This window comes from Streptomyces sp. NBC_00539, assembly GCF_036346105.1.
Taxonomy (GTDB): Bacteria; Actinomycetota; Actinomycetes; order Streptomycetales; family Streptomycetaceae; genus Streptomyces.
Window position 1 is genome coordinate 4,274,454 of sequence record NZ_CP107811.1, and the last position, 20,547, is coordinate 4,295,000.

Genomic DNA, 20,547 nt, shown 5'->3' on the forward strand with positions numbered 1-20,547 from the left:
GCGTCACCGGACCTCGATGAAGGCCTCCGCCTCCCGCGCGGGCCGCTCCGCCGGGGCCGCGGCCGGGTGGCCCACCGCCACCGCCCCCATCGGGTCCCAGCCCTCGGGCAGCGCCAGCACCTTGCGCACGACGTCCCGGCAGAACATCGTCGAGGAGACCCACGCCGAGCCCAGCCGCTCCCCGGCCAGCGCGACCAGGAAGTTCTGGACGCCCGCGCCCATCGCGACCACGAACATCTCCCGCTCGGCCGCGTCCCGCCGCGCGTGCCCGTAGTCGTGCGCACCGTCCGTCACCATGCACGGCACCACCAGGTAAGGGGCGCCGCGCAGGACATCGCCCCGCCGGACCCGCTTGGCGATGGACTCCTCGGACTTGCCGTCGCGCCGCAGGTCCTCCACCCACGCGTCCCGCATCGCGTCGAGCAGCTCCAGCCGAGCCGCCGCCGACTCCAGCAGCACGAACCGCCACGGCGTCGTGTGGTGCGGCGCCGGTGCCGTCACCGCCGCCGCCACCGCGCGCCGGACCGCGCCCGGGTCCACCGGCTCCGCCGTGAAGGCCCGTACGGTACGGCGCTGCGTCACGGCCTCCCGTACGGCCTCCGAGGTGCCGAGCCGGAACATGTCGTCGCCCGCCGGCCGGACCAGGTCCGCCGCCGAGGAACCCTCACCGAGGAGGTGGGGCAGTCCGCGCACGACGGCCACCGGCAGCCCGGCCGCCTTGCCCTTGACGAGGTCGCCGGCCGCGGCGAGTTCGTCCGCGGTGGCGACGACCGTCGCGCTCAGCGGGTTGCCGTGCGCGTCGGAGCCGCCCCGCAGGTCGTCCAGTACGCGCACCCCCGCCGCGCCGATCGCCACGTCGGTGAGCCCGGTGCGCCAGGGGCGCCCGAAGGTATCCGTCACGATGACGCCCACGTCTACCGCGAGCGCCTCCCGCAGCCCTTCCCGGATCGCGGCCGCGGAGGCGTCGGGGTCCTCGGGGAGCAGCAGCACCGTGCCGGGCCCGGTGTTCGAGGCGTCCACGCCGGCGGCCGCCATCACCAGGCCCCGCCGGTCCTCCACGATCCGCAGGGCGCCCCGGCGGGCGACCACCCGTACCGTCTCGGCGTCTATCGCCTCCTCGCGCGAATCGGCGCGGACGATCCGTCCCTCCGCCTTGGAAACGATCTTGGACGTGACCAGCAGGACGTCGCCGTCCCGCAGCCCCGGCCCGGCGGCGGCGATCAGGCGGGCGAGGTCGTCACCGGGCCGGACCTCCGGTATCCCGGGGACGGCGCGCACCTCGTACGAGGGGGCACTCACCGGGAGGCCTCCGCCAGCTCCAGCGCGGCGCGGGCCATCGCGGCCGTGGCAGCGGTGTCGGTCATCATCAGCGGTACCGCGCGGCAGGCGATCCCGGCGGCCTCCACCTCGGCGACGGCGTCCGCGTCGGCGGTGTCGACGAGCCAGCCGTCGAGCAGCCCGGTCCCGTAGTGCAGGGCGACCGCGGCGGCGGTGGACTCGACGCCCACGGCGGCCAGCACCTTGTCCGCCATCCCGCGCACGGGGGCGCCCCCGACGATGGGGGAGAGGCCGACGACCGGCGCCCCGGCGGCGGCCACGGCCTCCCGGATGCCGGGCACGGCGAGGATGGTGCCCACCGACACGACGGGGTTGGACGGCGGGAAGATGATCACGTCGGCGGCGGCGATGGCCTCCAGCACGCCGGGCGCCGGCTTGGCCTGTTCGGCGCCGACGGGCACCACGGCCTCGGCGTCGACGCAGGCGCGCATCCGGACCCAGTACTCCTGGAAGTGGACGACCCTGCGCTCGCCGGTCTCGGGGTCGTTGAGGGCGACGTGCGTCTCGACGCGGTCGTCGGACATGGGCAGCAGCCGTACGCCGGGCTGCCAGCGGTCGCAGAGGGCCTCGGTGACGGCGCTGAGCGGGTAGCCGGCGCCGAGCATCTGCGTGCGGACGATGTGGGTGGCGAAGTCGCGGTCGCCGAGGCCGAACCAGGCGGGCCCGACCCCGTACGCCGCGAGTTCCTCCTTGACGGTGAAGGACTCGTCGGTGCGGCCCCAGCCCTGGTCCTCGTTGATGCCACCGCCGAGGGTGTACATCACCGTGTCCAGATCGGGGCACACCTTGAGCCCGAACAGGTGAATGTCGTCACCGGTGTTGCCGATGACCGTGATGTCCGCTTCGGGGACGGCGGACTTGAGTCCGCGCAGGAAACGGGCGCCGCCGATACCGCCGGCCAGAACAACAATGCGCATGCGGCCAGTCTGTCAGCCGGCCGCGCGCCGTCGCCCCGGGGTGGCGGCGCGGCGGCCGCGGGGCGTCAGGCGCCCACCGGGGCGTCGGCGAGGGCCTCGGGCCGGGCCGGGGAGCAGCTGTGCATGGGCATCTCGGTCAGGCCGGGGTAGTAGACGTGCAGGCTGACGGCTCCGTCGAGGGTGTCGTTGACGACCTCGTGGGCGTAGCCGGGGGCGAAGACGCGCTGGGCCCCGGCGGTCAGGGTGAGCGGGCCGCGCCGGCCGTGCTCGGTGAGCTCGCCCTCCAGCACGGTCAGCACGCCGGAGGAGTCACCGTGGTCGTGCAGGCCGCTGCCCTGCCCGGGGACCCAGCTGAGCAGCCACACCTCGTAGCCGGGTCCGGTGCGCAGGCGGTGGTACCAGCGGGTGGTGGCGTCGTAGCGCACCAGGTGCTCCCACTGGGTGCGGTCGGCGGCGATGGAGCGGGCGAGGCCCACGAACTCGGCGACGGTGGCCGGGTGTTCGCGGGCGGGCTGGAGCAGGTGCTGCACGGAGAGGATGTCGCCGGCGATCTGGAGGTCGCTCTCGACCACGGCGGGGGCGGCGGCACCGGTCGCGGGGGCGGCGGCGCTGTGCTGGGAGGTGCTGTTCATCGGGGGAGTCCTCGACGGATGTCAGTCGTGCTGGCGGTCGCTGTGGGGGTAGCCGGTTGCTCGGAGGAGGCGGGGCTCCTGAGGCATCAACAGCTGCAACAGCGACAGCGAACCTGGGCAGCGCACAGGAACCCACGAATGGGGGTCCGGGTGGCGGCTGCGGGCGCTGACATGCGTACAAGGAGAACGGTTAGGGCGTCGGACTGTCAACCCAATGTCGGCAATGGCCGAAAAGATTCACCTCATCCGGTTACCCGGCGCGGAGAAAGGTTTGTGCAGTGCCGACCAGGGCATGTGGCGCTGGGTATGGCCCTTCCGACCGATCTCAAACCTCATGGCGTCATCGTGACCGGAATGTGATCCGCACCGCATCTTCGGCCGGATCGCAACCACACCCCCGAGTGACGCGTGGGTTCAGGGTGAGGGCGGGAGCTTCGCGGCACCTGTGGCATGTGTCGCGATTTTTGGCGATATGAACACTTACGGCATTCGCTTGGTTCCGCAGAGTGAATAAGGGGCCCAATAGCAGACCCCGGCTTGACTGCTCCGGAGCCGCGCACTTGTAATTTCACTCGTGTCGTTACGTAGCGATGAGTAACGACAACACCACGGGGACGCACAGACAGAGCGAGGGGCGCACATGACCGAGCTGTTTCAGGAACTGCTGGTCGAGGAGGCGGACGAGGAGCTCGGATGGCAGGAGCGCGCTCTGTGCGCCCAGACCGACCCCGAATCCTTCTTTCCCGAGAAGGGCGGCTCCACCCGCGAAGCCAAGAAGGTCTGCCTCGCCTGCGAGGTCCGCTCCGAATGCCTTGAGTACGCCCTCGCCAACGACGAGCGATTCGGCATCTGGGGCGGTCTCTCAGAGCGCGAGCGCCGCCGCCTGAAAAAGGCAGCCGTCTGAGCCTGCTCCAGGCAAGGACGGACAGACCCAACCGCATAGCGAACCAAGCCGACGGTCCGCCTCCCGCACCTTCCCCGCAGGAGGCGGACCGGCGCGTTCCGAGCCGTTAGTGTGGCGCTGTCCAGCAGCCTCCGAGGGCACACCACCCCCGGACCTTCCCCCAGGACCCGTCCCGGGGGAACCCCCACGGTCGGAGGGCCCGTTCCGCGATGTCCCTGCACAGCAGCTCGACGGCCTCCCACCAGGCGGCCGGCACCCCCGAGTTCCCCCGGCACGTCGTCACCGCGGTCCTCGTCGCCCACGACGGCGCCCGCTGGCTGCCCCGTACCCTCGCCGGCCTCCTCGCCCAGGAACGCCCCGCACAGCAGTACGTCGCCGCCGACACCGGAAGCTCCGACGACTCCGCGCGACTGCTCGCCGAAGCCCTCGGCCCCGACAAGGTCCTCCACCTCGCCCGCCGCACCGGATTCGGCACCGCCGTGGACGAAGCCGCCCGCACCGCCGGCGCACTGACCCCCGAGGACCTGCCCTACCTCAAGCGCCCCAGCGGCTGGGACCCCGTCAGCCGCACATGGCGCGACGACACCTACGACCTCCCCGAACTCCCCCACGGCGAACCCGTCCAATGGCTCTGGCTGCTCCACGACGACAGCGCCCCCGAAGCCGACGCCCTCACCGAACTCCTGCGCGTCGCCGACGAGAACCCCGACGCCGCCGTCATCGGCCCCAAACTCCGCGGCTGGTACGACAAGAAGCAGCTCCTCGAAGCCGGCGTCACCATCGCCCGCAGCGGCCGCCGCTGGACCGGCCTCGACCGCCGCGAACAGGACCAGGGCCAGCACGACCAGATCCGCCCCGTCCTGTCCGTCTCCACCGCCGGCATGCTCGTGCGCCGCGACGTCTACGACGCCCTCGGCGGCTTCGACCGGCGCCTGCCCCTCATGCGCGACGACGTCGACCTCTGCTGGCGCGCCCACAGCGCCGGCCACACCGTCCTCGTCGCCCCCGACGCCGTTATGCGGCACGCCGAGGCCGCCGCCCGCGAACGCCGCACCGTCGACTGCGCCGGCCGCTCCTCCGTCAGCCCCCACCGCGTCGACAAGGCCGGCGCCGTCTACACCGTGCTGGCCAACTCCTCCGGCCGCGCCCTGCCCTACGTACTCCTGCGCCTGATCGTCGGCACCCTGCTGCGCACCCTCGGCTACCTCCTCGGCAAAGCCCCCGGCCAGGCCGTCGACGAGTTCACCGGCCTCCTCGCCACCCTGCTGCGGCCCGGCCGGATCCTCGCCGCCCGCAAGGCCCGCCGCCGCCCCGCCGTCCCCGCCGCCGAACTGCGCCCCCTCTTCCCGCCCCCCGGCTCCACCCTGCGCGCCAACGCCGAACAGCTCGCCGGGTACTTCGGCGCGGACGGTGACACCGACACCGCCGGCGCGAGCCGGCACGGCGCCGTCACCGGCCCCCTCGAACCCGGGTCCGAGGACGCCGACTACCTGGAGGGCGAACAGTCCGGACGGCTCAAGCGGATCGCCCGCAACCCCGCCCCCGCCCTGTTCGCCCTCCTCCTGCTCGTCTCCCTCATCTCCTGCCGCGCCCTCCTCTTCGGCGGCTCCCTCATGGGCGGCGCCCTGCTGCCCGCCCCCGACCGGGCCCTGGACCTCTGGCGCACCTACACCTCCGACTGGCAGCCCGTCGGCCCCGGGACCACCGCCGGCGCCCCGCCCTACCTCGCCGTCCTCGGCGCCGTCGCCACCTTGCTGTTCGGCTCCGCGCCGGCCGCCGTCGCCCTGCTGCTCGTCTGCTCGGTGCCCCTCGCCGGGCTCACCGCCTACTTCGCCTCCCGGCCGCTCGTCGAGTCCCGGCTGCTGCGCGCCTGGGCCGCCGTCGCCTACGCCTTCCTGCCCGCCGTGACCGGAGCGCTCGCCGGCGGCCGCCTCGGCACGGCCGTCCTCGCGATCCTGCTCCCCCTCATCGCCCGCTCCGCAGCCACCGCCTTCGGCCTCGGCGCGCCCGCCGGCTCCCCCGACGGCAGCTGGCGCGCCGCGTGGACCACCACCCTCCTGCTGACCCTGGCCACCGCCTTCACCCCCGTCGTCTGGCCGCTCGCCGCAGTCCTCGGCGCCGCCGCCCTCCTCACGCGCCCCGCACGCCGCGCCGCGTACGCGCTCCGGCTCCTTGCCGTCCTCGCCGTACCGCTGCTCGCACTCGCCCCCTGGTCCCTCGGCCTGTTCACGCACCCCGACCGCTTCCTGCGCGAGGCCGGCCTGCCCTACGGATCCGGCTCCGCCACCGCCCTCGACCTGCTCGGCGCCGGTCCCGGCGGCCCCGGCACCACCGGCGGCACGCTCCTGCTCGGCGTCGTGCTCGCCGCCCTCGCGGCCCTGCTCCGCCCCGACCGGCGGTTCGCCGTCCGCGCCGCCTGGACCACCGCCCTGGCCGGCCTGAGCCTCGCCGTCCTCCTCAACCACGGCGCCTGGGCCGGCCCCGCCACCCTCGTGTACGGCCTCGGCCTGCTGGCGGCCGCCGTGGTCGGCGCGGACGGCGCCAAGGAGCGCGTGGCCGCCCGCAGCTTCGGCTGGCGCCAGCCCCTCGCCGCCCTCATCGCGCTGGGCGCCGCCACCGGCCCCCTCATCGGCGCCGCCGCCTGGATGGTCTCCGGCGCAGACGGACCCCTCCAGCGGCGCGACCCCGTCCAGCTCCCCGCCTTCGTCGCCGCCCAGGCCGACGACAGCAACCGCAGCCGCACCCTGGTCCTCGGCGGAACCTCGCCCGCCACCGTCTCCTACGCGCTGATCCGTGGCTCCGGGGCGCGCCTCGGCGACGCCGAACTCCTCGCCGGGGCGGGCGCCGAACCGCGCCTGGCGAAGGTGGTGTCCAGCCTGGTCTCCGGCTCCGGCGCCGACCAGAGCGCGCAGCTGGGCGGCTTCGCCGTCCGCTACATCGTCCTGCCCGCCGACGGGCCCCGCCGGTTCCGCCAGGTCCTCGACGCCACCCCCGGCCTCAAGTCGGGCCGCCAGGACGACGGCACCGCCGTCTGGGAGGTCGAACGCTCCCTCGCCCGTGCCGTCATCGTCCCCGGCAAGCCGGGCCAGGCACCCATCGCCGTCGAGGCGGAACCCGTCGAGGCCCACACCAAGATCCCCGCTGGGGAGGAGGGCCGGGTGCTGCGGATCGCCGACCGGGCCGCCCCCGGCTGGAAGGCCACCCTCGACGGCAAGCCCCTGAGGCCGAGGACCCTGGACGGCTGGGCCCAGGGCTTCGAACTGCCCGCCGCGGGCGGCCGCCTGGACCTCACCTACCAGGACTCCCTCGCCCGCGACGCCTGGCACTGGGCGCAGGGCCTGCTCGCCCTGCTCCTCCTCGTCCTGGCCCTCCCCGGCCGCCGGGCCCGGCTCGACGACGACCTCCCCGAGGAGGCGGCCGCCGTCCCCGAGCAGCCCGGCCCGGGCGAGGGCCGCCGCGCCCGCCGCCTGCGCGCCGAAGCGGAGGCACAGGGCGGGGCCCCCGCGCCCGCCGAAGCGGCCGCCGCCGACCCGTACGCGCAGATCCCGGCCCAGCCGTCCTACGGGGAACAGCCCTACGGGCAGCAGGCCTACGGGGACGGGACGTACGGGGAGGAGACGTACGCCTACCAGGCCTACCCGTACGAGCAGCCGCAGCAGCCGTACGCCGAGCCGTACCCGTACCAGCAGCAGCCGTACGACCCGTACCAGCAACCACCGCAGCAACAGCCACAGCAGGAACCGCCGTACACCTACGGACAGCACGACCCGCGTCCGGACGGGAGCACCCAGCAGTGAAGCAGCGCGCCCCCCTCACGCTGGCGGCCGTCGCGGCGGCGCTGGCGGCCCTCACCGCCGTCGCCTCCCTCACCGCCCCGGCAGCCGCCCCCGCCGACGCGAAGAAGACGGCCGGCACCCGGATGCCGGTGGAACAGTCCGTACTGGCGTGCCCCGCGCCCAGTTCCTCCGACATCGCCGAGACCACGTACACCTCGCTCACCCCCGGCACCGCCGGCGGCAAGGGCTCGGCCCGGCTCTCGGCCAAGGACGGCAAGACGGTCCTGGAGCCGAAGGAACCGGGCAAGCCCGTCGGCGCGACCGCCTCCGGCGCCGAGGCACCCGCCCTCACCGGTGTCGCCTCGGGGAACCTCGCACCGGGCTGGACCGCCCAGCAGACCACGAAGGTCGCGGCGGGCCAGGCGCGCGGCCTCCTCGGGGTCGGCTGCACCGCGCCCGGCACCGACTTCTGGTTCCCCGGGGTCAGCACCGCCAAGGGCCGCCAGGACTACATCCACCTCACCAACCCCGACGACACCGTCGCCGAAGTCGACATCAAGCTCTACGGCCCCGACGGGCTGCTCAAGGACAAGCCGGGCACCCCCGACCGCGTCATCCAGGTCGACCCCCACTCCACCGCCCGCGTCCTGCTCTCCCCCCTCGTCCCCGACACCCAGGTCGCCGACGTCACCGCCCACGTCACGACCGGCTCGGGACGGGTCGGCGCCTCCGCGCAGATCTCCGAAGACGGCGTCGGCGCCGACTGGCTGCCGGCCTCCACCGACCCGGCCGGGTCGCTGGTCCTGCCGGGCATCCCCGCCGACGCCACCTCCGTACGGCTGGTCGCCTACGCGCCCGGCGACGACGACGCCGAACTGAACCTCCGTCTCGCGGGACCCGGCGGCGCCATCACCCCCGCCGGCAACGAGCAGTTGCACGTCAAGGCCGGTATGACGGCGAGCGTGGACCTCAAGGACGTGACCCGTGGCGAGACGGGCTCGCTGCTGCTGACCCCGGCGGACGCGAAGAAGCCCGTACCGGTCGTCGCGGCGGTACGGGTGGTGCGCGGCAGCGGGGCGAAACAGGAGCTCGGCTTCCTCCCGGCGACCTCCCCGGTCGGCGCGAGGGCGACGGTCGCCGACAACCGCACCGACGACAAGGCGACCGCGCTGGCCCTCACGGCGGTCGGCGCCGACGCGAGGGTACGCGTCACGGCCTCACCGGGCACCGAGGGCGGCCAGGCGGCCGTCCGGGAACTCACCGTCAAGGCCGGCACCACCCAGGCCCTTTCCCCCGCCCCCGCCCCGACCGGCGGCAAGGGGGCGTACGCCCTGACCATCGAGACCCTCTCCGGCGGCCCGGTCCACGCCTCCAGGACCCTGACCCTGCCGCAGGACGGCATCCCGATGTTCACGGTCCAGCCGTTCTCGGACGACCGTTCGACGGTGGCGGTACCGAAGCCGTCCCAAGACCTCGGGGTCCTCTTCTGAAAGAGGGGGCTCTCCGAAAGGGTTCTCTCCGAAAGGGGCTCCCTCCAAGGAGGGCCTGATCCCGGGCTAGTCCTGTCCGTAGCGCGGGTCCACGATCTCCGGGGAGAGCCCCAGCAGGTCCGCCACCTGCTCCACCACGACCTCGTGGACCAGCAGCGCCCGCTCGTCCCGCGACTTCGCCCGGATCTCCACCGGCCGCCGGAACACCACGATCCGGGCCGGCCGGCCCTCGCCCGCGTCCGTCAGCCCGCCGAGCGGGACGGCCTCGTCGTTCCAGCCGCCCTCCGGGCCACCCGGGGGCCCCGGCACGTCCGCGATCACGAACTCCACCTCGGCCAGCTGCGGCCACCGCCGCTCCAGCCGCTCCACCGAATCCCGCACCAGGTCACCGAAGAGCTCCGACCGGCTCGCCGCCAGCGGAACCTGAGGGGGCGCCACCGGCCCCCGCATGCCCCGCCCGTGCCGGTCACGGCGACGGGGCCGCGGCTCGGAGGGCGGGGGAAGGGGGCCTGCGGAGGAGGGGCCGGGAGGGCTCGGGGGAGTCAGCGGGCTGTCCGTCACCCCCGCAGGGTAGCCCCGACCCGGCCGCCGGGCGGGGGCGCGGCCCGGTCACGGACCGATGTCGTACCGCGAACGATCCGGCCAAGGTTCCCGGGCGTTCGGGGCGACACGGCCGGGTGGCCGACGGCGGAGTCGTCGCGGCCCGGTCAAGAGTGCGGTACCGTCCAACGTCGTGAGCCTTGTACGTCGCTGTTCGCGCACCGCGTGCGGCCGCCCTGCCGTCGCCACACTGACGTACGTCTACGCCGACTCGACCGCAGTTCTCGGCCCGCTCGCCACCTACGCCGAACCCCACTGTTACGACCTGTGCGCCGAGCACTCCGAGCGCCTGACCGCCCCCAGGGGCTGGGAAGTCGTACGCCTGACGGACGGCGGCCCCCCTTCGCGCCCCAGCGGCGACGACCTCGAAGCGCTGGCCAACGCCGTGCGCGAAGCGGCCCGTCCGCACGACCGGGCCCCCGAGGGCGGCAAGTCCGTACCGGGACCCCAGTCCAGCGGCGAGACCCGCCGGGGACACCTGCGCGTCCTGCGCTCGCCCGAATCCTGACGCCCGCCCGCCACCCGCCTCATCTGAAGGGCGGTACTCCGTTCAGGGTAGGTTTGCTCCACCGCACAGAACCTCAGGAGGGGCAGGCAGTGGCCGCAGATCTTTCGAACATCGTCAAGGCGTACGACGTACGAGGCGTCGTGCCGGACGAGTGGGACGAGCCGCTGGCCGAACTGTTCGGTGCCGCCTTCGTCGAGGTGACCGCAGCGACCGCGATCGTCGTCGGGCACGACATGCGTCCCTCCTCGCCCGGCCTGTCCGCCGCCTTCGCCCGCGGCGCCGCCGCCCGCGGGGTCGACGTCACCCTGATCGGTCTGTGCTCCACCGACCAGCTGTACTACGCCTCCGGCAAGCTGGACCTGCCCGGCGCGATGTTCACCGCCTCCCACAACCCGGCCCAGTACAACGGCATCAAGCTGTGCCGCGCGGGCGCCGCACCCGTGGGACAGGACACCGGCCTCGCCACCATCCGCGAGCTGGCGGAGAAGTGGTCGGACGAGGGTGCCCCGGAGATCCCCGCCGGCACCGTCGCGGGCACCATCACCGAGCAGGACACCCTCACCGGGTACGCCGAGCACCTCAAGTCCCTGGTGGACCTGCGCGGCATCCGCCCGCTCAAGGTGGTCGTGGACGCGGGCAACGGCATGGGCGGCCACACCGTCCCCACCGTCTTCGAGGGCCTGCCGCTGGAGCTCGTCCCGATGTACTTCGAGCTGGACGGCACCTTCCCCAACCACGAGGCCAACCCCCTCGACCCGAAGAACATCGTGGACCTCCAGGCACGCGTGAAGGCCGAGGGCGCCGACCTGGGCCTCGCCTTCGACGGCGACGCCGACCGCTGCTTCGTCGTGGACGAGCGGGGCGAGGGCGTCTCCCCGTCCGCGATCACCGCCCTGGTCGCCGCCCGTGAGCTCGCCCGCAACGGCGGCAGCGGCGTCGTGATCCACAACCTGATCACCTCCTGGTCCGTCCCGGAGGTCGTCAAGGAGAACGGCGGCACCCCCGTGCGCACCCGGGTCGGCCACTCCTTCATCAAGCAGGAGATGGCCACCTCCGGGGCCATCTTCGGCGGCGAGCACTCGGCGCACTACTACTTCAAGGACTTCTGGAACGCGGACACCGGCATGCTCGCCGCGCTCCACGTCCTGGCCGCCCTCGGCGGCCAGGACGGCACCCTCTCCGAGCTGGTGTCCTCCTACGACCGGTACGTCGGCTCCGGCGAGATCAACTCCACCGTCGCCGACCAGGCCGCCCGCACCGCCGCCGTCAAGGACGTCTACGCCCCCCAGGACGGCGTCAGCGTCGACGAACTCGACGGCCTCACCGTCACCACCGCCGACTGGTGGTTCAACCTGCGCCCCTCCAACACCGAGCCGCTGCTGCGCCTCAACGTCGAGGCCCGCGACCTGGCGACCCTCGCCAAGGTCCGCGACGAAGTCCTCGCCCTGGTCCGCGCCTGAGCCACCCCGTCGTCACCGTCACGGCCGGGCCGCGGGACAAGCGGCCCGGCGGTACGCTGACCTCGCCCAAACCGCATGTTCGAAGGGAAGCGCACCATGCCGCTCGAAGCCGGCCTTCTGGAGATCCTCGCCTGCCCCGCCTGCCACTCGCCCCTGGAGGACAAGTCGGCCGACGCGGACGCACCCGAGCTGATCTGCACCGGCCAGGACTGCGGTCTCGCCTACCCGGTCCGCGACGGCATCCCGGTCCTCCTCGTGGACGAGGCCCGCCGGCCCGCCTGAGCCACCCCCGCGCAGACGCCGAGACCGGTTCCGTCCCCCCGGGTCCGCCCCCGGGGTCCGTCCACCACACAGCCGGAGGCCGCCATGCTCGACGAGTCCATCCTCGACGCACCGGAGGAACTCGCCCTCGCCGACCGCCGTGGCCTCCTGCGCGGCGCCGCCGAAGCCGGGGCCCGCGTCCGCACCGCCGCCCGGCACGCCACCGAAGCCGGCCTCGGCGACCTGCGGCCCGAAGGCCGGCCCCGCGCCGTACTGATCGCCGGCCCCGGCACCGCGGCCACCGGGGTCGCCGACCTGCTCGGCGCCCTCGCCGGAGCCTCCGCCCCCGTCGCCCGCCTGCACCCCACCGGCGTCGCACACGCCGCCGGGGCACTGCGCTGGACGCTGCCCGGCTGGGCCGGCCCCGTCGACCTGCTGCTCATCGCCACCACCGACGGCACCGAGCCCGGCCTCGCCGTCCTCGCCGAGCAGGCGTACCGGCGCGGCTGCACCGTGGTGGCCGTCGCACCCGAGCGGTCACCGCTGAACGAGGCCGTGGACGGCGCCCACGGAGTCCTCGTACCGATGGCCAAGGCCCCGTACCAGGAGTACGACGAGTCGGCCGCCGCCGGCCCCGGAGCGCTGTGGGCCCTGCTCACCCCGCTGCTGGTACTGCTCGACAAGGTCGGCCTCATCGACGCCGCCCCCGGCTCCCTCCAGCTCGTCGCCGACCGGCTCGACCGCACCGCGGAGCGCTGCGGGCCCGCGATCGCCACGTACTCCAACCCGGCCAAGACCCTGGCCACCGAACTCGCCGACTCGCTCCCCCTCATCTGGAGCGAGGGCGCCGCGGCCGGCCCGGCAGGACGCCGCTTCGCCGCCACCCTCGCCGAACTCGCCGGCCGGCCCGCCCTGTCCGCCGAACTCCCCGAAGCGCTGCCCGCCCACGGCGTCCTGCTCGCCGGGGCGTTCGCCGCCGGCGCCGACCCCGACGACTTCTTCCGCGACCGCGTCGAAGAACCCCAGGCCCTGCACGCCCGCGTCGTGCTGCTGCGCGACCGGCCCACCGGCGGCCTCAGCGCCGCACCAGCGGCCCGGGAACTCGCCCTGAGCCACGACACGGCCATCAGCGAACTCGAACCGGAGGCAGGCGGCGAGCTGGAACAGCTCGCCGAACTCCTCGCCGTCACCGACTTCGCCACCGCCTACCTCGCACTGGCCTCCAGGGCACACGGCTGAGGCCCCGCCGGCGCCCGCACAGAACCAGATCCACATCCAGGAAGACGACGATGGACCGCCTCACGAACCCGATCCGCCCCTACGCCTGGGGTTCCACCACCGCGATCCCCGCCCTCCTCGGGGTGGAACCCACCGGTGAGCCCCAGGCCGAGATGTGGATGGGCGCCCACCCCGGCGCCCCCTCCCGCCTCGACCGCGGCGCGGGCGAGACCACCCTCGCGGAGGTCATCGCCGCCGACCCCGAGCGCGAGCTCGGCGCGGCCGCCGTCGCCAAGTTCGGGCCCCACCTGCCCTTCCTGCTCAAGATCCTCGCCGCGGGCGCGCCGCTCTCCCTCCAGGTCCACCCCGACCTCGCCCAGGCCAAGGAGGGCTTCGCGGACGAGGAGCGCCGGGGCATCCCCGTGGACGCGAGCCACCGCAACTACAAGGACGCCAACCACAAGCCCGAGATGATCTGCGCGCTGACCCCCTTCGACGGCCTGTGCGGCTTCCGCCCGCCGCTGGAGGCCGCGAAGCTCCTCGACGGCCTCGGCGTGGACTCCCTCAAGCCGTACGTCGACCTCCTCTCGGCCCACCCGGAGGAGGCGGCCCTGCGCGAGGTGCTCACCGCCGTACTGACCGCGGACCGCGCCGAGATGGCCCGTACGGTCGCCGAGGCCGGCGCCGCGATCGAACGCCTCGGTGGCGCGTACGCCCCGTACGCCTCGCTCGTCCACCACTTCCCGGGCGACCCGGGTGTGATCGCGGCGATGCTCCTCAACCACGTACGACTCCAGCCGGGCGAGGCCATGTTCCTCGGCGCCGGCGTCCCGCACGCCTACATCGAGGGCCTCGGCGTGGAGCTGCTGGCCAACTCCGACAACGTGCTGCGCGCCGGGCTCACCCCCAAGCACGTGGACGTGCCCGAGCTCCTGAGGGTCGTACGGTTCGAGCCGGGCGACCCGGCCGTGCAGCGCCCCGAGGGCAACGGCGAGGAGGTCTACGAGACCCCCATCGACGAATTCCGGCTCTCCCGCTTCGCCCTGGCCCCCGGCGCGGCCCCGCACCCGCTCCCGGACGCCGCCCCGCAGATCCTGCTCTGCACCGCGGGACGGCCCAAGGCCGGCGAAGTGACGCTGGCCCCCGGGGAGTCGGTCTTCGTCCCGGCGGGCGAAAAGGTCGAACTGTCCGGAACGGGCACCATCTTCCGCGCCACCGTCTCCCTCTGAGGTGGCGCCCGGGGCCACGGCTGCAACAATGTGCCGCCGTGGCGCGGCGCTTCCGTCAGGGTCGCCGTACTGAGGAAGGGACTTCAAGAAACCCATGAGCGCGTCGGGCGGTACCAGGGCGATCGTGGCGGCACTCGCCGCCAACCTCGCCATCGCTGCAGCCAAGTTCGTGGCCTTCGTCTTCAGCGGCTCCTCGTCGATGCTCGCGGAAAGCGTCCACTCGCTGGCGGACTCCGGCAACCAGGGGCTCCTGCTCCTCGGCGGCAAGAAGGCCCAGCGCGAAGCCACGCCCCAACACCCCTTCGGGTACGGGCGGGAACGCTACATCTACGCCTTCCTGGTCTCCATCGTCCTGTTCACCGTCGGTGGCATGTTCGCCATCTACGAGGGCTACGAGAAGATCAAGGAGCCGCACGAGATCGAGGCCTGGTACTGGCCGATCGGCGTGCTCGTCTTCGCGATCCTCGCCGAGGGCTTCTCGTTCAAGACGGCGATCAAGGAGTCGAACGAGCTGCGCGGCAAGCAGACCTGGGGCCAGTTCATCAAGCGGGCCAAGGCCCCCGAACTCCCGGTCGTCCTCCTCGAAGACGCCGGCGCCCTCGTCGGTCTCGTCCTCGCCCTGGCGGGCGTCGGCCTCGCCCTCGCCACCGGCAACGGCATCTGGGACGGCATCGGCACGCTCTGCATCGGCGTCCTGCTGATCGTCATCGCCCTCGTGCTCGCCGCCGAGACCAAGTCCCTGCTGCTCGGTGAGGCCGCGGGCCCCGAGCAGGTCGAGAAGATCCTGGCGGCCGCCGTCGACGGCGACGTCGTCACCCGCGTGATTCACATGCGTACCCTGCACCTCGGGCCGGAGGAGCTCCTGGTGGCCGCCAAGATCGCCGTCCAGCACGACGACACGGCCACCGAGGTGGCCAACGCCATCGACGCCGCCGAGGCCCGTATCCGCGAGGCCGTCCCGATCGCCCGGGTGATCTACCTGGAGCCGGACATCTACCACGCCGAAGGCGGGCGGCCCGAAGCCGGTCCCCGCAAGAGCCTCTGACACCGGCCCTCGCTTCGCCGCCCGTCCCGTCCGCCGTCCCGTTCGCCGTCTTGTTCCCCGTCCCACTGGGGTCCACCGCACTGATCGGGTAGATTCGTCATCAGTGTCAGGCGTCGCTGCTGATGGCGGTCGGGCGGTCCTTGCGGCCGGCCGAGGGGAGAGAGGGCCCCCGACGGACTGTGCTCAGTGCTCTGGTGCGCCAGCGCACGGCCCAGCCGTACCCACCCTCTCGAACCATGAGGAGCAGCACCCATGGACTTCAAGGTCGCAGACCTCTCCCTCGCCGCCTTCGGCCGCAAGGAGATCACCCTGGCCGAGCACGAGATGCCGGGCCTGATGTCGATCCGCAAGGAGTACGCCGAGGCGCAGCCGCTGGCCGGCGCCCGCATCACCGGCTCCCTGCACATGACCGTGCAGACCGCCGTGCTCATCGAGACCCTCGTCGCCCTCGGCGCCGACGTCCGCTGGGCCTCGTGCAACATCTTCTCCACCCAGGACCACGCGGCCGCCGCCATCGCCGTCGGCCCGAACGGCACCCCGGAGAACCCGCAGGGCGTCCCCGTCTTCGCCTGGAAGGGCGAGACGCTGGAGGAGTACTGGTGGTGCACGGAGCAGGCGCTGACCTGGCCGAACACCCCCACCGGCGGCCCGAACATGATCCTCGACGACGGTGGTGACGCCACCCTCCTCGTCCACAAGGGCGTCGAGTTCGAGAAGGCCGGCGCGGCCCCCGACCCGGCGACGGCGGACTCCGAGGAGTACGCCCACATCCTCACCCTCCTCAACCGCACCCTCGGCGAGACCCCGCAGAAGTGGACGCAGCTCGCGTCCGAGATCCGCGGTGTGACGGAGGAGACCACGACCGGTGTCCACCGCCTGTACGAGATGATGGCCGAGGGCAACCTGCTGTTCCCGGCGATCAACGTGAACGACGCGGTGACGAAGTCGAAGTTCGACAACAAGTACGGCTGCCGGCACTCGCTGATCGACGGCATCAACCGGGCCACCGACGTGCTGATCGGCGGCAAGGTCGCGGTCGTGTGCGGTTACGGCGACGTCGGCAAGGGCTGTGCGGAGTCGCTGCGCGGCCAGGGCGCGCGGGTGATCGTGACGGAGATCGACCCGATCTGCGCGCTGCAGGCGGCGATGGACGGCTACCAGGTCGCGACGCTGGACGACGTGGTGGAGACCGCGGACATCTTCATCACCACGACCGGCAACAAGGACATCATCATGGCCTCGGACATGGCCAGGATGAAGCACCAGGCGATCGTGGGCAACATCGGTCACTTCGACAACGAGATCGACATGGCCGGTCTGGCGAAGATCGAGGGCATCGTCAAGGACGAGGTCAAGCCGCAGGTCCACACGTGGAAGTTCCCCGACGGCAAGGTCCTGATCGTGCTGTCGGAGGGGCGTCTGCTGAACCTGGGCAACGCGACCGGTCACCCGTCGTTCGTGATGTCGAACTCCTTCGCGGACCAGACGCTGGCCCAGATCGAGCTGTTCACCAAGCCGGAGGAGTACCCGACCGACGTGTACGTGCTGCCCAAGCACCTGGACGAGAAGGTCGCCCGCCTCCACCTCGACGCGCTGGGCGTCAAGCTCACCACCCTGCGCCCGGAGCAGGCCGCCTACATCGGCGTGAAGGTCGAAGGCCCGTACAAGCCCGACCACTACCGCTACTGATCCACCGCTGCCGATCCGCACGGATCTCGCGGCACGCAGCACGCAGCACCCCAGGCAGGCCCCCGGCACACCCGCCGGGGGCCTGCCCCGTACCCGAGACGCCCGCCACCGGGCGCCTCCCCTTCTCCCAGGAAACTGCGCCCATGCCCCGCGGCCGCTACTCGCTCCACGACCCGCACGACCACACCCCGCTCGGCGAGGAGCACTTCCACTGCGCCCCCGGTCCCTCCGGCTGGCGCTACGTCTCCCAGCTGACCGCTCCGAACGGCGACCACCGCGGCTCCGTGGACCTGGCCGTCGACGGACTGGGCCGGCCCATCCGCCTGGAGGTCAACGCAGCCGGCTGGCAGGTCCGCGGCGCCGCGATCGACGGCGTCACCTGGGTCCGCACCGACCCCGCCGGCACCGAAGCCACCGAAGGCAACGTCCACGCGCCGGGCTTCACCGGCACCTCGCCCGCCTTCCTCGTCGCGACCACCCGGCTGCTGCGCCTCACCCCGGGCGCCCCCGCCACGCGCGTACGTCTCGTCGCCCTCACCGACCCGGTCCTGGCACCGCGGACCGTCGACCAGGCCTGGGCCCTGACCGGCCGCACGGAACACGCCACCGACAGCGGCCCGCTCCAGGTGGACGAGTACCGGGTCAGCGCGCTGGACACCGGCGAAGTGCACACCCTGCACATCGCCGGGGACGTGGTCCTGTCCGCCCCCGGCATCGAGCTGGAGCACCTGGAGACCCCGCCCTCCACCTTCGGGGACGTCGGGGAAGGCGGGGACGTCGGGGAATTCGAGGACTGACCGGCTCAGGCGGGCGGCGCGAACCCGGTCCCTCCGCCGCTGGACGCGGGCGGCGCCGTGGGCGGGACGTACGGGGCGGGGGCCGCGTAGGTCATGGGCCCCTGGGCGGGCGGGGTCGCGACGGGGGCCGGGGGAGCGTACGCCGGGGCCGGGGGACCGTACGGCGCGGCGGTCCCGAACGCCTTGGCCGCGTCCCGCGTCTGCCGCTCGTGCACCACCGCCATCAAGAACGCGGCGGCCGGCACCCCGGCCGGCGGCGGAGTCCCCGTCCGCGCCACCACCTCGTCCGCCAGCTTCGCCGCCATCGCGGCGCCCGTCGCCGGGTCCAGCTGGTTCATCCGCGTCAGGTACTGGCGTACCGCCAACCACAACCCGTCCGGCACCCCCGACAGGTCCAGCCCCGAGAACCGCCCGGCCAGCCACGGCGGCGGCGCGGGCACCGGCACCACACGCGCCCCGGGCACGCGCTCCCGTATCACCAGGGTCCCCGCGAACACGTCCCCGAGCCGCCGCCCCCGCTCCGACACCAGCGAGGCGATGCACGCCACCGTCCCGAAGGTCATCTGCAGCTCCACGACCCCCATGGCCCCCCGCACCAGCGCATGCCGGAACCGGATCGGGCCGCCGTCCTCCCGCACCACCCGCAGCCCGCAGGCCAGCTTCCCCAGCGACCGGCCGTGGCTCAACGTCTCCACCGCGATCGGCACACCGACCAGCACCAGCACGAACATGCCCACCTGCACGGCCGCCCGCGCCGCCTCGTCCAGCGAAGCCGTCGCGAACACCACCCCGAGCGACACGACCAGGTACCCGACGACGTAGACGACCGCGTCCAGCATGACCGCCAGCGCCCGGCTCGGCAGTCTCGCCGGCCGCAACCCCAGGACGACCGCGTCCCCCGTCACCAGATCGCTCACTGATGCGCACCCTTCCCATGACCTGACTGACCTGACCCGCCCCTGTGCCCGGTCAGTCTGCCAAGCTGACCACGGCAGCAGTAGTCAGCAGCGGTGGCCAGGGGCAGGGGAGCGGTAAACCGAATGGATGTCGACGTCTTCGTGGCGGCCCACCAGGCGCAGTGGGCCCGCCTGGAACAGCTCCTCGGCCGCGGCCGTCGGCTCACCGGAGCGGAGGCGGACGAACTCGTCGAGCTCTACCAGAGCGCTTCCACCCACCTCTCCCTGATCCAGTCCAGTGCCCCGGACCCGATGCTCATCGGCCGCCTCACCCAGCTCGTCGCCCGCGCCCGCGCCTCGGTGACCGGCGCCCGCAGGGCCGGCTGGCGCGACGCGGCCCGCTTCTTCACCGCGGGCTTCCCGGCCGCCGTGTACCGCAGCCGCCGCTGGTGGATACCGACGGCGTTGCTGTCCGTCGCGGTCGGCGTCCTCATCGGCTGGTGGATCGCCACCCACCCGGAGGTGCAGGCCTCGGTCGCGGCACCGGCGGAGCTCAAGAGGCTGACCCGGCCCGGCGGCGAGTACGAGACGTACTACTCCAGCCACCCTGCGGCCTCCTTCGCTGCCCAGGTCTGGACGAACAACGCCCAAGCGGCGGCGGTCTGCCTGGTCCTCGGGGCGTTCCTCGGCCTCCCCGTGCTGTGGATCCTGTTCCTCAACATGGCCAACCTCGGGGTCGGCATCGGCCTGATGGCCTCCGCCGGCCGCCTCGACGTCTTCCTCGGCCTGATCCTCCCGCACGGCCTGCTCGAACTGACGGCGGTCTTCGTCGCCGCCGGCACGGGACTGCGCCTCGGCTGGACGGTCATCGACCCCGGCCCCCGCACCCGCCGCACGGCCCTCGCAGAACAGGGCCGCGCCGCCCTGGGCATGGCCATGGGCCTGGCCGTCGTCCTGTTCGTCTCGGGCCTGATCGAGGGCTTCGTGACTCCCTCCGGCCTCCCCACCTGGGCCCGTATCGCCATCGGCGTCGCCGCCGAAGCCGCCTTCCTGACCTACGTCTACGCCCTGGGCGGCCGCGCCTCGCGGGCGGGCGAGGTGGGCGACGTGGAGGGAGCCGACCGGACGGCGACGCTCCCCACCGCCGCCTGATGTGCGCGGGGGCCTCCGGAGCTGCTAGTCTCCTCGCCTGTCCCGCAAACACTGTTGACACGGTGGCTGTGGGGAGGTAGATTCAAACGGTTGCCCGAACCGGACAGGTTCGGACGTGCTCGTTCAAAATCTCTCTCGCCCCAGGAATTGAATTCCGAGTGGGCACCGCCGTCTCATCATCGAGGCTCCGAAGCCGGGAAATCCGGTGGAAAAGTTCTGATAGAGTCGGAATCGCCGGAAAGGGAAACGCGAAAGCGAATTCCTGGAAAGCGGAACCCGCTTCGACCGGGAATCGGACACGAAAGAGTCTGATAGAGTCGGAAACGCAAGAACAAAGAAGAACAAAGGAAGCGCCCGGAGGAAAACCCGCGAGGGTGAGTACGAAGGAAGCGTCCGTTCCTTGAGAACTCAACAGCGTGCCAAAAATCAACGCCAGAAGTTGATACCCCGTCCACTCCGGTGGATGAGGTTCCTTTGAAAAAGTCCTGTGGGGCTCCCTCGTGGAGTGCTTGCAGGCAATGAACACAGCGAGGACGTTGTGGTCAGCCGGTCTTATTCCGACCTTGGCTGGCCCGCTCTAAGTGTGTGTTTCACCCGATTACGGGTAAACATTCATGGAGAGTTTGATCCTGGCT

General features: G+C 72.9%; 17 protein-coding genes and 1 rRNA gene (1 of these 18 cut by a window edge). 13 read left to right on the top strand and 5 right to left on the bottom strand.

Annotated features, from left to right (window positions below; translation table 11 throughout):
- Window positions 1-3 precede the first annotated feature (3 nt).
- The 3 genes from OG861_RS19210 to OG861_RS19220 form a co-directional block, all read right to left on the bottom strand.
- Complete coding sequence (locus tag OG861_RS19210) at window positions 4-1,299, bottom strand: coenzyme F420-0:L-glutamate ligase (protein WP_329195726.1); 1,296 nt, start codon at window positions 1,297-1,299, stop codon at window positions 4-6.
- Complete coding sequence (gene cofD / locus OG861_RS19215; RefSeq protein WP_329195724.1) at window positions 1,296-2,255, bottom strand: 2-phospho-L-lactate transferase; 960 nt, start codon at window positions 2,253-2,255, stop codon at window positions 1,296-1,298. Before cofD ends, OG861_RS19210 begins: the two co-directional genes overlap by 4 nt.
- Window positions 2,256-2,320: 65 nt before the next feature.
- Window positions 2,321-2,887: a cysteine dioxygenase gene (locus OG861_RS19220; protein WP_329195722.1), complete on the bottom strand. Its 567-nt coding sequence runs from the start codon at window positions 2,885-2,887 to the stop codon at window positions 2,321-2,323.
- A 640-nt stretch (window positions 2,888-3,527) separates the two neighbouring features.
- On the opposite strand from OG861_RS19220, the gene OG861_RS19225 reads away from it, so the two are divergent.
- The 3 genes from OG861_RS19225 (at window position 3,528) to OG861_RS19235 (ending at window position 9,057) form a co-directional block, all read left to right on the top strand.
- Complete coding sequence (locus OG861_RS19225; protein ID WP_003983763.1) at window positions 3,528-3,791, top strand: WhiB family transcriptional regulator; 264 nt, start codon at window positions 3,528-3,530, stop codon at window positions 3,789-3,791.
- Window positions 3,792-4,000: 209 nt separating this feature from the next.
- A complete protein-coding gene (locus tag OG861_RS19230) occupies window positions 4,001-7,588 on the top strand; it encodes a glycosyltransferase family 2 protein (protein WP_329195720.1) in 3,588 nt (1,195 codons plus the stop codon).
- A complete protein-coding gene (locus tag OG861_RS19235) occupies window positions 7,585-9,057 on the top strand; it encodes a DUF5719 family protein (RefSeq protein WP_330261821.1) in 1,473 nt (490 codons plus the stop codon). Before OG861_RS19230 ends, OG861_RS19235 begins: the two co-directional genes overlap by 4 nt.
- A 66-nt stretch (window positions 9,058-9,123) precedes the next feature.
- Here OG861_RS19235 and OG861_RS19240 read toward each other — a convergent pair whose 3' ends face one another.
- Window positions 9,124-9,507: a metallopeptidase family protein gene (locus OG861_RS19240; protein ID WP_329195716.1), complete on the bottom strand. Its 384-nt coding sequence runs from the start codon at window positions 9,505-9,507 to the stop codon at window positions 9,124-9,126.
- 283 nt (window positions 9,508-9,790) lie between these two features.
- On the opposite strand from OG861_RS19240, the gene OG861_RS19245 reads away from it, so the two are divergent.
- The 8 genes from OG861_RS19245 to OG861_RS19280 all read left to right on the top strand — a co-directional run bounded on the left by OG861_RS19245 (window position 9,791) and on the right by OG861_RS19280 (window position 17,864).
- Window positions 9,791-10,165 carry a DUF3499 domain-containing protein gene (locus tag OG861_RS19245; RefSeq protein WP_329195714.1) on the top strand — a complete coding sequence of 125 codons (375 nt, stop codon included), beginning with the start codon at window positions 9,791-9,793 and terminating at the stop codon, window positions 10,163-10,165.
- 89 nt (window positions 10,166-10,254) lie between these two features.
- Window positions 10,255-11,625 carry a phosphomannomutase/phosphoglucomutase gene (locus tag OG861_RS19250; RefSeq protein ID WP_329195712.1) on the top strand — a complete coding sequence of 457 codons (1,371 nt, stop codon included), beginning with the start codon at window positions 10,255-10,257 and terminating at the stop codon, window positions 11,623-11,625.
- A gap of 96 nt (window positions 11,626-11,721) precedes the next feature.
- On the top strand, window positions 11,722-11,907 hold the full coding sequence (locus tag OG861_RS19255) for a Trm112 family protein (protein WP_136217718.1): 186 nt from the start codon (window positions 11,722-11,724) through the stop codon (window positions 11,905-11,907).
- 84 nt (window positions 11,908-11,991) lie between these two features.
- Window positions 11,992-13,125 (top strand): SIS domain-containing protein, encoded by a 1,134-nt coding sequence (locus OG861_RS19260; RefSeq protein WP_329195708.1) that lies wholly within the window; start codon window positions 11,992-11,994, stop codon window positions 13,123-13,125.
- A gap of 50 nt (window positions 13,126-13,175) precedes the next feature.
- Window positions 13,176-14,333, top strand: a complete 1,158-nt coding sequence (gene manA / locus OG861_RS19265; RefSeq protein ID WP_329195706.1) for a mannose-6-phosphate isomerase, class I — start codon at window positions 13,176-13,178, stop codon at window positions 14,331-14,333.
- A 94-nt stretch (window positions 14,334-14,427) separates the two neighbouring features.
- Entirely contained in the window at window positions 14,428-15,378 is a 951-nt protein-coding gene (locus tag OG861_RS19270) for a cation diffusion facilitator family transporter (protein WP_329195704.1), read from the top strand.
- A 252-nt stretch (window positions 15,379-15,630) separates the two neighbouring features.
- A complete protein-coding gene (ahcY, locus tag OG861_RS19275) occupies window positions 15,631-17,067 on the top strand; it encodes an adenosylhomocysteinase (protein ID WP_329195702.1) in 1,437 nt (478 codons plus the stop codon).
- 143 nt (window positions 17,068-17,210) lie between these two features.
- A complete protein-coding gene (locus OG861_RS19280) occupies window positions 17,211-17,864 on the top strand; it encodes a hypothetical protein (protein WP_329195700.1) in 654 nt (217 codons plus the stop codon).
- Between the two features lie 5 nt (window positions 17,865-17,869).
- On the opposite strand, the gene OG861_RS19285 is transcribed toward OG861_RS19280, so the two are convergent.
- Window positions 17,870-18,781 carry an RDD family protein gene (locus OG861_RS19285; RefSeq protein WP_329195698.1) on the bottom strand — a complete coding sequence of 304 codons (912 nt, stop codon included), beginning with the start codon at window positions 18,779-18,781 and terminating at the stop codon, window positions 17,870-17,872.
- 123 nt (window positions 18,782-18,904) lie between these two features.
- On the opposite strand from OG861_RS19285, the gene OG861_RS19290 reads away from it, so the two are divergent.
- Together OG861_RS19290 and OG861_RS19295 are read left to right on the top strand one after the other, a co-directional pair.
- Entirely contained in the window at window positions 18,905-19,912 is a 1,008-nt protein-coding gene (locus OG861_RS19290; RefSeq protein WP_329195695.1) for a stage II sporulation protein M, read from the top strand.
- 611 nt (window positions 19,913-20,523) lie between these two features.
- Window positions 20,524-20,547 (top strand): 16S ribosomal RNA (locus OG861_RS19295); it runs 1,501 nt beyond the window's last position.